Annotated in this window: 13 protein-coding genes, 3 tRNA genes and 1 other RNA gene; 7 read left to right on the top strand and 10 right to left on the bottom strand. The window is 60.3% G+C overall.

What is annotated here, in order from left to right:
* Window positions 1–44: 44 nt before the first annotated feature.
* Window positions 45–1,472 carry an IMP dehydrogenase gene (gene guaB, locus HY921_00365; protein MBI5629325.1) on the top strand — a complete coding sequence of 476 codons (1,428 nt, stop codon included), beginning with the start codon at window positions 45–47 and terminating at the stop codon, window positions 1,470–1,472.
* A gap of 67 nt (window positions 1,473–1,539) precedes the next feature.
* Here guaB and rnpB read toward each other — a convergent pair.
* From rnpB to HY921_00380, 3 genes are all read right to left on the bottom strand, one after another.
* Window positions 1,540–1,921: RNase P RNA component class A (rnpB, locus tag HY921_00370), an RNA gene on the bottom strand.
* A 7-nt stretch (window positions 1,922–1,928) separates the two neighbouring features.
* A complete protein-coding gene (locus HY921_00375; GenBank protein MBI5629326.1) occupies window positions 1,929–2,663 on the bottom strand; it encodes a hypothetical protein in 735 nt (244 codons plus the stop codon).
* 117 nt (window positions 2,664–2,780) lie between these two features.
* Window positions 2,781–3,083, bottom strand: a complete 303-nt coding sequence (locus tag HY921_00380) for a hypothetical protein (protein MBI5629327.1) — start codon at window positions 3,081–3,083, stop codon at window positions 2,781–2,783.
* Window positions 3,084–3,397: 314 nt separating this feature from the next.
* Here HY921_00380 and HY921_00385 point away from each other — a divergent pair, with 314 nt between their 5' ends.
* Window positions 3,398–3,679 (top strand): winged helix-turn-helix transcriptional regulator, encoded by a 282-nt coding sequence (locus tag HY921_00385; GenBank protein MBI5629328.1) that lies wholly within the window; start codon window positions 3,398–3,400, stop codon window positions 3,677–3,679.
* Window positions 3,676–4,323, top strand: coding sequence for an SdpI family protein (locus tag HY921_00390; GenBank protein MBI5629329.1), 648 nt, complete (start codon window positions 3,676–3,678; stop codon window positions 4,321–4,323). The genes HY921_00385 and HY921_00390 overlap by 4 nt, the downstream gene beginning before the upstream one ends.
* A 53-nt stretch (window positions 4,324–4,376) precedes the next feature.
* On the opposite strand, the gene HY921_00395 is transcribed toward HY921_00390, so the two are convergent.
* The gene (locus HY921_00395; protein ID MBI5629330.1) at window positions 4,377–5,765 is read right to left on the bottom strand and encodes a sulfatase; all 1,389 of its coding nucleotides are present in this window, start codon (window positions 5,763–5,765) and stop codon (window positions 4,377–4,379) included.
* A complete protein-coding gene (locus tag HY921_00400) occupies window positions 5,765–6,049 on the bottom strand; it encodes a hypothetical protein (protein MBI5629331.1) in 285 nt (94 codons plus the stop codon). Before HY921_00400 ends, HY921_00395 begins: the two co-directional genes overlap by 1 nt.
* Before the next feature lie 152 nt (window positions 6,050–6,201).
* Between HY921_00400 and HY921_00405 the strand changes: the two genes are divergently transcribed.
* Entirely contained in the window at window positions 6,202–6,345 is a 144-nt protein-coding gene (locus tag HY921_00405; protein ID MBI5629332.1) for a hypothetical protein, read from the top strand.
* Window positions 6,346–6,393: 48 nt separating this feature from the next.
* Here HY921_00405 and HY921_00410 read toward each other — a convergent pair whose 3' ends face one another.
* The 5 genes from HY921_00410 to lepB form a co-directional block, all read right to left on the bottom strand.
* Entirely contained in the window at window positions 6,394–6,597 is a 204-nt protein-coding gene (locus HY921_00410; GenBank protein MBI5629333.1) for a cold shock domain-containing protein, read from the bottom strand.
* 169 nt (window positions 6,598–6,766) lie between these two features.
* Window positions 6,767–8,638, bottom strand: coding sequence for an SUMF1/EgtB/PvdO family nonheme iron enzyme (locus HY921_00415; protein MBI5629334.1), 1,872 nt, complete (start codon window positions 8,636–8,638; stop codon window positions 6,767–6,769).
* A 129-nt stretch (window positions 8,639–8,767) separates the two neighbouring features.
* Window positions 8,768–8,842 (bottom strand) — tRNA-Val (locus tag HY921_00420).
* Window positions 8,833–9,972 carry a lytic transglycosylase domain-containing protein gene (locus HY921_00425; protein ID MBI5629335.1) on the bottom strand — a complete coding sequence of 380 codons (1,140 nt, stop codon included), beginning with the start codon at window positions 9,970–9,972 and terminating at the stop codon, window positions 8,833–8,835. Before HY921_00425 ends, HY921_00420 begins: the two co-directional genes overlap by 10 nt.
* Window positions 9,973–10,131: 159 nt before the next feature.
* Window positions 10,132–10,647: a signal peptidase I gene (gene lepB, locus HY921_00430; GenBank protein ID MBI5629336.1), complete on the bottom strand. Its 516-nt coding sequence runs from the start codon at window positions 10,645–10,647 to the stop codon at window positions 10,132–10,134.
* Between the two features lie 79 nt (window positions 10,648–10,726).
* On the opposite strand from lepB, the gene HY921_00435 reads away from it, so the two are divergent.
* The 3 genes from HY921_00435 to tuf form a co-directional block, all read left to right on the top strand.
* Window positions 10,727–10,800, top strand: a tRNA-Gly gene (locus HY921_00435).
* Window positions 10,801–10,805: 5 nt separating this feature from the next.
* A tRNA-Thr gene (locus HY921_00440) sits at window positions 10,806–10,878 on the top strand.
* A gap of 51 nt (window positions 10,879–10,929) precedes the next feature.
* Window positions 10,930–11,070 (top strand): elongation factor Tu (gene tuf, locus HY921_00445; GenBank protein ID MBI5629337.1); only part of this gene is annotated, 141 nt, incomplete at its 3' end.

Raw genomic sequence — 11,070 nt, forward strand, 5'->3', positions numbered from 1 at the left:
AAAACCCCGCGGGCCGGGAATCCGCTTTTATATATAATGGGGGCATGAGAGAGGGCATCACCTTTCGCGACGTTCTCCTCGTCCCGAAGCGCTCCGGCGTCGCCTCGCGCAAGCACGTGGAGACGGAGGGCCGCTTCTCCAAGGGCGTGGCCCTCAAATGCCCCATCGCCTCGGCCAACATGGACACGGTCACCGAGGCGCGCATGGCCGTGGCCATGGCCAAACTGGGGGGCCTCGGCGTCATCCACCGCTTTCTCTCCATCGAGGAGGAGGTAAACGAGGTCGCCAAGGTCAAGAGGGCGGAGAACATCATCATCGAGCAGCCCTACACCGTCTCGCCCGAGGACACCATCGCCCAGGCCCAAAAGCTCATGCGCGAGCATTCCGTCGGCGGCCTGCTCGTGGTGGACAAGGACAGGAAACTCGTGGGGATAGTCACAGAGCGCGACATCCAATTCCAGGCGGACCCCCGGACGCCCCTGCGCCGGGTCATGTCCAAGAAGCTCATCACGGCCAAGCCCGGGATATCCCTCGACGCGGCGCGGGACGTCCTGCGCGAGAGCAAGGTCGAGAAGCTCCCTCTCATCGACGGCAAGGGCATGCTCATGGGCCTCATCACGGCCAAGGACCTTAAGATGAAGAAGCTCCATCCCGAGGCCTCCATGGACAAAAAAGGGCGCCTCCTCGCGGGAGCCGCCGTAGGCGTGGTCGGGGACTACCTCGAACGCTCCGCCGCCCTTCTCAAAGCCGGGGCCGACGTCCTCGTGGTGGACGTGGCTCACGGCCATGCCGAGCACGTGGTCGAGGCCGTCAAAAAACTCAAGAGGCGTTGGCCGGAGGCCCAGGTCGTGGCCGGCAACGTGGCCACCTACGAGGGAGCGCGCGACTTGGCCGCCGCCGGCGCGGACGGGATCAAGGTCGGGGTGGGGCCGGGCTCGATCTGCAGCACCCGCATCGTCTCCGGGGCCGGAGTCCCCCAGCTCACCGCCATTCTCGACTGCGCCCGGATCACCCGCGAGCGCGGGATCCCCGTCATCGCGGACGGCGGCATCCGGGACTCGGGAGACATCGCCAAGGCCCTCGCGGCCGGGGCCTCCTGCGTCATGCTCGGCAGCCTCTTGGCCGGCACCGAGGAAAGCCCGGGCTGGATCATCGTGAGAAACGGCAGCCGCTACAAGATTTACCGCGGCATGGCCTCGGTCACCGCAACCATCAGCCGCAGAAGGCGCGAGAGAAGCGAGGAGGATCTCGACCCCATCGAGGTCGCCGAAATGGTGCCGGAAGGGGTCGAATCCATGACCCCCTACCGCGGCCCGGTGGCGGACGTGATCTGCCAGCTGCAGGGAGGCTTGCGCTCGGGAATGAGTTACTCAGGAGCCCGAACCTTGGCCGAGTTCTGGGAAAAGGCGGAATTTATCCGCATCAGCCCCGCCTCTTGGCAGGAATCCAAGCCCCACGCCCTGGAGAAGTAGGGGGCCGGCGCGTCGCCGGCCCCGGCGAAGCATCCATCAGCCGCAGGGCCAAGCCCTGCGGCTAAATTCAGGAAACCGGCCTGTACCCCGAATTCTGTCCAGGCGGAGTCGCCCCCGCCCTGGAGGATCATTTCTCTCAGCGGCTACCGGGCGGCCGCCCCTGCCTCGCGGCAGGGACCGCGCGAGCCGCGCAAGCCGCCCTATTGCCTTGCTCCCGGCGGGGTTTGCCGTGCCCCGAGCCTCGCGGCCCGGGCGGTGGGCTCTTAACCCGCCGTTTCACCCTTGCCAAAGCGCTCAAGCTTTAAGCGCCCGGGCGGTTTGTTTTCTGTGGCACTTTCCATCCACGAGGCCTTTCGTTCCCGTGGTCCTGCCTTTCGACAGGCGCCGCGCTCTATGGAGTTCGGAAGTTCCTCCCGCCCTCGCAGGCGAGCGATCCTCCGGCCGGTTCCTAAATCGTCAAACCGCGCGGGCCGCGATGGCCTGGGGGCGGTAGAGAATCCTGAGGCAATTCTCGCATGTGACCAATTGTTTTGCCTTTATGGCCTCCACGATCACCTGCGGAGCCAATGAAATGCGGCAGGCGCTGCAGAGCTCTCCCTCTATCGGGACCACGGCGTCCGGCTTGCCGCGGGAACGGATGTGCTCGTAGACCCGCAGCATCTCCGCGGGCAGGGGAACGGCCAATTGGTCCCTCTGCGCCTTGGCCGCGTCGAAACGCCCTTTGACCTCGGTGAATCGAGCCTCTAAAACCGCAATCTGGGCGTTGAACTCCTTCTCCTTATGTCCAAACTCCGACTGCAAGGACTTCTCTTCCTTGCGGCAGACGTCCAAATCTTCCATGATCTGGAGAATTTCGGTCTCTATGTCGCCGCCCTCGGACCTGGCCTGCTCTATCTCGAGCTGGAGGGCCTTGAAAGCATCGTTGGTCTTGACCTGATTAAGCTCCATGGAGTGTTTTCTAACCGCCTCTTCCTTTTGGAAGAGCTCCAGCTCTTTTTCCTTTTTCTTCTTCTCCAGGCCCTGGAGGCGGGCCTTGGCTTGGGACAAGGCCCCCTTCTCCCCATCGAGGCGCTCCCGTAAAAGCCCTGTCTCCCGGGGCACGGCCTCCATTTGGCTTTTGAGCTTATCCAGGGCGCCGTCCCGTTCCTGCAGGGCGATGAGAAGGGTGAGGTCCTCCTTGGTCAGCGCCATTTAACATATTATACCAAAGAAACCGGCCCGTCGGGCTGTTGACCACGTCGTAATAAAGAGGCCTCATATCCGTCATGGCGCAAATTAAAAGGGCGAGCGACGCCGACTGCCTGCGCGTCAAGCTCTGGCCATTGCACTGCGCGTATTTCCTGCGGCAGCTTTTTTAAAATCTTCTCGGAGCCGCCGACACAACCGTTTAATAACCTTGGTCCCGAGCCTGTTCTTGGACCGAATCATCTCCACCCGAACCGGAGCCTCCCAGCCCTTGGGCGGGGCCAGGCAGGAAAGACCGGTATAAAGCTCCGCGATCCAATCGGGGAAAAGACTCCAACTATTCGTTCCCAAAAGACGCTCGGCGGCGACTTCATAGGAATCGAACATGACTTCGACCCTGGGCGTTATACCGAACTTCTCGAACATAGGATGGCCTCGGCACGCTGTCAATACCAGCTGACTTTCACAAGCCAGTTGAGTCCTTCGGGACTGGCAAGCCGAACGAACAGCGACCACCAGTTGTAGACAAGCCCCACGGACAACCAAGCCGCGGCCAGAGCATCTGAATCAGTCGGCCCAACTATTGGGCGTTCCAGCCGAGGCGTTGGCATTTGTTGCCGCCACGAATTGTTGATCTGAGCCGCCAAGCATCTCGAGCCCCGCGGTTCCCCGAATTGCTGGATACTTGACACGCGCAACCGGTTGATGCTATAATTAGATAGTTATCTAATTAGACACCCATGAATAATATATTCAAAGCCTTAGCGGATCCTACTCGACGCGAAATCCTAAAACTCCTAGGCCGCGGAGAAATGACCGCAGGCGCCCTAGCCATGCGTTTCGATATGACCAAACCCACCGTATCACACCACTTTGCGGTACTCAAGGAGGCGAAACTGATCACAAGCCGGCGGGAAGGAACCCTGATTTACTATTCGCTCAACACGACCGTCATGCAGGACGTCATGGGCTGGGCCATGGACATGCTGGATTCATCTCATAAAAGGAGGGAACGAAAATGAAGAAGAGCACCCTGGCATGGGGAGCCGGCTTGATCCTCATTGCTTTCGCGGCAGCGCTGATTACATATCCACAGCTTCCAAGCGAGATGCCGACACACTGGAACATCCACGGAGAAGTGGACGGCTACATGGCCAAGCATTTTGTAGTTTTTCTCATGCCTGCTATCATGCTGGCCATGCTAGGGCTCACTAAAATATTGCCCTGGCTTTCGCCCAAATGCTTTGAGGTGGACAACTTTCGGGAGACTTACGAATTCCTGATGATCTTGACTATCGGACTCCTCGGCTACATTCACGCCATCACACTCTGGGCCGGATTATCCGACTCGACCGATGTGAGCCGCGCTCTCGTGGCGGGAATATTTCTTTTTTTTGGCCTACTGGGGAATGTATTGGGAAAGGTCCGGAGGAACTTTTGGATCGGGGTTCGCGTTCCCTGGACCTTGGCCAGCGAGCGGGTCTGGAACAATACCCACCGCTTTGCGGCTCGGCTCTATTGCACCAGCGGAATCACAGGGTGTATCGCGGTGCTTGCCGGCCTGCCTTTTGTGCCCGCGTTCGTCATGCTGATCGCGGCAGCCTTAATACCGGTCGTCTATTCCCTTGTCGAATATAAAAGTCTCGAGAAACGAGGAGAAATCTAGGAAAGTCGCTATGGATTGTTCACCAGTCGCGACGCAATTGCCCCTCAGTAAAATCAATCGGCCAAGCGCGACAAAGGCCTTGAAGAGGCGGCGCTCTTGCCGGAAGGCAGGCCGGGGGCATGAGGGCGCAAAAGCTCGACCTGCTTGAGAAGCTCGAAAGCCAGTCTTTGCACCACCTCGGGGCGCGCCGAGGCCAGGTCGGCGGCCTCCGAAGGATCGTTCTCCAGGTCGTAGAGCTCGAAGCTTTCCTTGTAACTGTACCAATGGAGCTTCCACTTCTTGTCGCGTATCACGCGCTCGTCAATGTCCGGGCCGGCCGGCTGCGCCATGTTGCGCTTGGAGCTGGCGTAGGCCCAAGCCCTCCACGACCCGCCGCGATCGGACAGCAGGGGTGCGAGGCTGCGCCCCTGCAGTTCCTCTTCTTCGTACCCGATGCCCCCCGCGTCCAGGATGGTCGGCGTCAGATCAATGCGCTCGACAAGCTCCGAGACGCGCTCGCCGCGCCGATCCGGATATAAGGGATGGTGAAGGATGAGAGGGACCCTCAAGATCGGCTCATACAACCCCTCGGTATGGCCCAAAAGGCCGTGCTCTCCCAACAGCTCCCCATGATCGGCCGTGATAATGACAAGAGAGCTATCCCACAAATTCTTCTTTTTGAGAAAGTCCACGAACTCGAATATTCTCCGGTCCACCTCGGCCAAGGCCGCGTCATAGTGGGAGACCAGATGCCTCAAATGCCTCCGGTCCCCGCGGAACTCCTCGGCCCGGCGCTCCATGTCCGCCGGGACGCCCGGCTCCCCGTTGTAAGCCCTGAAAAATCCCACCGAAAGGGTGGCCGTGTCGTGGGCTATTCCTTCATAACCCGGGTCATAGCGGTCGGGGTCCTTGGATTGATAAGGAGCATGGAGATCGTCCACGGTCGCGTAGAGGAAGAAAGGGGCTTGGCTGTTTTTGTCTATCCACCGGGTCATGGCCGGGAAAGACTGGTCAAAGGGAGCCGGCAGGGCCGTCGCGGTGGAGAAGTAGTTGACGAAGGTCTCGAAGCCCCGCTCCAGCCCCCACGCGGGAAGAAAATAAATCCCCCCGGTGAAGGCCGCGGTCTTGTAGCCGCCCCGCCGCATTCTCTCGGCCAAGGTGGTCTCGAAGTCGGGCAAGGGGCGAAAGGGCACGCTGCTGTATTGGCCGTGAACCTCGGGCACGTGGCCCGTCAGCAAGGTCGCGTAATTGGGAAGGCACCAGGAGGACTGGGCCATGGCCCGATCGAAGACCACGGATTCCTTGGCCAAGGCCTCCAGCCCCGGGGTCGTTTTGCGCGCGTAACCGTAAAAGCTGAAGTGATCGGCCCGCGCCGAACAAATGTCCACGACCACAACGTTGAGTTGCGTTTGCCGCGCTTGGGCGGGCCCAAGAAAAATGGACAGAAGCAGAAGAGGCAGCATCACGGGATTTTATCATTCCCTAATACCCACTGCAGGCCCCGCATCGCGGCCCCAGGGAAAACGCTGTGGTGCGTTTCGTCGGGAGCGATCCAAAGCTTGAGCCGAAGGCTCGGATATTCCCGCCGTTTGAGCCCGCCCGCGAAAGCCGCAAGGTCCTTGACCAGGCCCTGCCCCGCAGCGTCCCGCGTCTCCCGCTCCTCCAGCCGAAAAAGGACGCCCTTGTCGTACCAAAGAGAGGGGTTCACGACGAGGAGTTCGAGCCTCCGGCGCCAGGTCATGGCCATTGTCGGTTAATGCTAGCATTCTCGGCCCAAGCCATTGCTCGCCAGCGCGCTGGATCTCGCTGGGAAGCGCGAGCCGCAGGACTTATCCACCGAACTTCCCGGCGAAGTTCGGTGGATATCTTCGCCTCCCGCGGCTAAATTATTTCCCTTTCTTGACAGGACAAAGGTGGACGCCGCGACCCAAGGGTGCGGCGCGCTCTCCCTCCACGAGCAGGCGGGCGGAGGCCGGGGACATCAATCGGCAGGCTTTGGCCGGCTTCACCGAGCTCAAGCTGAAGCGGCGCCAGCCGCAATAAAAAGCCCCGCGGCGCTTTCGCGCCGCGGGGCTTGCCTGCTGACTCTGATTAGAGTTTTCTAACGTTAGCGGCGCGGGGGCCTTTATCGGAGTCTTGCTTCTCATACTCGACGGCCTGATTCTCCGCGAGGCTCTTGAAGCCATCGCCCAGTATGGACGAATGGTGCACGAAAAGATCTTTAGAGCCATCATCCGGCGTGATGAAGCCGAAGCCCTTCTGATCGTTGAACCACTTCACTTTTCCAGTAGACATTACTTGTGTTTCCTCTCTGATGTTAACTAGGACCCAGACCGGACTTCCTTCGTCGCGGCCATGCGAGTCTCCTTACGTCCAGGTTAGTATAGCTTATATTTGAGCGGAAAAGATGGAAAACATCCGGTACGGCCTGGGCCGATAACTGCCGTCCAGAAGGTCCCGAGGGTCAAGGAATGGACCTCGCGAGGCGAAACCCAACGCCGCCAACGCGGGGGCCCGGGTCGTCGCCGTAGCGATAGGCGGAGCGGAGGCAGACGGCCCAGTTGACCCAGGAGCCGCCCCGCATGACCCGGCACGAGCCCGCGTTCGGCCCGAAGGGATCGACGACAAACCCCGTCGGATAATCCTTCTCGTACCAATCCCCCATCCATTCCCAAACGAGACCGTTCATGTCGAAAAAGCCCATTGGATTGGGCAAAAGCAGCCCCACAGCGTGGGTGCGGTCTTGAGCGTTCTTATCGTACCAGCCGTACTTGACCAGCTCGTTGTTGTCGTTGTAGCCGAACCAATAGGGCCAATCAGGAGCGCCCACGCCAGCTCTGGCCGCGCGCTCCCACTCGGCCTCCGTGGGCGCGCGCCAGCCTTCGCAGTCGTAAGGGCTGGCTGCCGTCAGCCTGCCCGTGATGTTGCCTTGGCCGTCTTCCTCGTAGCAGGGCTTGAGCCCGTCCGCCCTAGAGGCGCTGTTGGCGGCCTTGGCCATTTCAAACCAGGAGACATTAACGGCAGGATGATTGGCGTTCATGTACTTGCCGTCCACAAGCCGCCCGTCTCCGTCGCTATGCCGCTTGTCATTGAAATCCCTCGGCCAATAGCTCGGAACCCACAGGCGCATCTGCAAGGCCGTCGCGGGCGCTGCCATCATCACGATGCGATGGGAGAGCTCGACATCGTGATAGACCTCGTCGTTTCGATCCCGCGCATAATCAAGCGTGCCCATGCCGAACCGTCCCGCCGGGATTTCGATGAGGCGGCCGGCTACGCCGACAATGGACTCGTTCAAAGCGTCCTTGGCCGTGAGGCCGTCGAGCGTGGGCCGGCTGGGGGGGCGGCTTGTCGGCGCCGCTGTCTTCAGCGTCCAAATCCCAGTCCTATTCCCCACGGCAACCAGGCCGCTCAAGAAACCGCCGGCGGCGCCACCGGACGGCAAGCCCAGCGAATCCAAGAGGGCCTTCTTGAATACCGCCATGCTCGCATAACGCGCGGCGGGATCGGAAGATAGGGCCTTCATGAGCGCATCGCTGAAGGTCTCCGGAATGCTGCTGTCGACTTGATGCGGCGGCGCGTACGTCCAAAGCTGCGACTGCTGCGGATTGATCCCAGTGACCGCATGGTGGAGCGTGGCGGCCAGGCCGTAGACATCAGAACGGCGATCGCTATTGGCCTTGCGGCCAAACTGCTCGGGAGCGGCGTAGCCTGGCGTGCCCAGAGCGATCGTGTCGCCGCGGCTCCAGAACCCCCGCTTGCGCACGGCGCCGCCGTCAATGAGCTTGGCGCCGCCGCCATTTGAAAGCATGATGTTGTCGGGCTTGACGTCGCGAAACACGAAACCGCTGCCATGGACTGCCCGTAGGGCGCCCATGATCGGCTCCAACAGGTTCAGAGCCTGCTGTGGCGAGAGCCGGCCGACCCTCGCAAGACGATCGGCCAAGCTCTCGCCCTCCACCCATTCGCGCACGAGGTAGAGCTTGCCGTTCTCCTCGAAAGCTTTCCGCGTCTTCGCGAGGTTGGGGTGGCTAACCGCTCCAAGCAGGGCATGCTCGGCGAAGAACTGGGCCTGCTCCTGGGTTTTCTCGGCGGCCGCAAGATTGGGCTCCAGCGACATCTCCTTGAGCGCCCACGCGCCTTCGGCGTTGGATACTTTATAGATCGTCGTCGCTGTGGCGCCGTTTTCGGCGATCTTGGCATCGACACGGTAGTCGTTGAGGAGACTTCCCACGCGCAACTGCAGCGGGGCCGCGATCGGGGAAATCGGCGCCGGAGCGGAAAGGCTGCGCGTCTGGGTCGCCTGAACGGCGAAAGTCGGGACAACCACCACCAATACGAGGGCTGCAACGGCCTGCCGCTCCATATCTCGTTTAGGGTAACAGACGCCATCGAATTAGCATGGGCTTTTAGGCCACTCGCGGCTATCTCCAACGATAAACGTCTTCTTTTCGCGTTGAAAAAATGGTGGGCAGTATAGGATTTGAACCTATGACCCCTGTCGTGTGAGGACAGTGCTCTACCGCTGAGCTAACTGCCCAAAAGCGGCGGCTTATTATAGCAATTCCGCAAGAGGGTGTAATGCCTAAGGATTCCCCGCACGTAATCGGCCACCCGGGGCCAGAAGTGCCTCCTGCGGGCGTTGCCCGGGCCGGCGTTGTAGGCGGCGATGGCGTCCTTGACGTCGGCGCGGGCCCAGGGATTCTCGGTGGAAAGAAGCCGGTTGAATGCCAAGCTGGGAGCAAACTGCGCCCACAGCCAGCCCATGTAGCGGATCCCGGCGCGGATGTTGGCCCGCGCGTCGAAGGGATCCGCCCGCGGCGCGCCGAACAGGCTCCAGGTCCCCGGCATGAGCTGCATGAGCCCGTATTCCCCGGCCCCCCCCAAGGCCCAACGGTTGAAATGGGATTCCCGCAGAACCATCGCCGCGGTCAACAGCCAATCGGCGCCAGCCGCCGCGGCTTCTTCCTTGATGACCCTCAAAATTGAAACCACCTCCTTACTGTCCGCGATGACTCCTTGAGACCTGAGGTACGGGAGGGCGAGGGAATACTCCGGCTCTTGCGGCGCCGCCTGGGCGACAGGAACGGTCTGAAATCGCGCCGCGGAGATGTCTCCCGCGGGCCTGGGCTCCACGACCGCGCTCGGCCTGGGCAGGCCCAGGTTGTCATATAGAGCGCCGAGATCGGCCGAAGAGGCCCCGCTGTTGATGCGAGCTTTGAGCTTGTCCAGCATGAGGGCAAGCTCGGGGCGGCCGCCCGCCAGGGCTTTCCTGCGTCCGTACACCGCGTTCAAGGCATCCAGCCTGCGCTGCGCCTCGGTCTCGAACTGCCTAATATCGGCGAAGCGCGTTCCGTAAATGCTTCTCAAATAATAGGCCAAAAACCCGTCCTTCCAGACCAGGAAGCGCTTCTCAAGCGCCTCAATCTGGGAGTCCTCCTGGGCATTGAGGGCTCCCTCCTTAATTTCATGGAGGCCGGGCAAGAACCGGCTGGTCATGTCGGAGCGGCCGTCGTTCTTGAAGAACACCTTGTACTGCTCTATGGCGGACAGCAGATTCCGCGCCCGGGTTTGGGGGCTTGGAGCGGCCTGGGCGCAGCCGGGCAGGGGCCGAGGCAAGAGCCAGGCCGCCAGGATGAGAACGGTCAAAAGCCGGTTTGATGGTTTCATACTGCATAGTATGGATCAAACCCGCTTTTCTTGAACAGAAGCTAAAGACCTAGGCATCGGTGGGACCTTGGACTGCGGATAGTGCCTGGCTTTAGTAGTTTATTTATTGATGTAATGCAAAATTTAATTTTTAATATCTAAACTATTTAATGTCTGGCACTAATAAACGCCTCTCACCAGGCCCACGACATCCTTAAGGGATATGAAATAAACCCTTTCGCCCTGGGCATCCCTCCAGACCGAGGAGTCCTGGGACTCATCGCGGTTGTCGCCCAGGACGAATAATTGCCCGGCCGGAACGGGCAGGGGCCCCAGATTGTCCCCCTCCAAATGTTCCGCGGCGCGGGTATGCTGGACATAGGGCTCCTCCAGCTCCTTTCCATTAATAAGGACCTTTTTGGCGCGAATCTCGACCGTTTCGCCTGGTAGCCCGATTACTCTCTTGACCAAGTCCCCTGGCTCGCCCTCTACCGGGGGGCGAAACACGACGATGTCCTCTCGCCTCAAGGGCCTGAATCTCAGCGTAATCTTGTCCGTGAACAAATGCCTGCCCACGGGCAAGGTGGGCTCCATGGAGGCCGTGGCGATATAGATGGGCTCGAGGACCCAAAACCTCACGGGCAGGACCACGGCCAAAGCCAGCGCCAGCAGGAAGATCAGCCTGGAGAAAGACATGCCCTAGAATAAGCCCTGTCCGCGAAAATCACAAGCCCCGCGAAAAGCTTCCGGATTTTGATATAATACTTTTTTGCATGCGGGCGTAGTTCAATGGTAGAACACAAGCCTTCCAAGCTTGTTACGTGGGTTCGATTCCCATCGCCCGCTCCAGTAATGCTGGGATAGCTCAGTTGGTAGAGCATCTCCATGGTAAGGAGAAGGTCGTGGGTTCGATTCCCATTCCCAGCTGAATTTTTGTAGAATAAGAACTCGTGCACACATAATTTAGGAGAAACGAGAATGGCAAAAGCTAAGTTTGAAAGGAAGAAGCCGCACGTCAACATAGGTACGATCGGCCACGTGGACCACGGCAAGACGACGTTGACGGCGGCGATCACCCACTTTTTGTCGAAGAAGGGCTTGGCGCAGGCCAAGAAGTAC

Source organism: Elusimicrobiota bacterium (assembly GCA_016218575.1).
Classification (GTDB): domain Bacteria; phylum Elusimicrobiota; class Elusimicrobia; order UBA1565; family UBA9628; genus JACRDN01.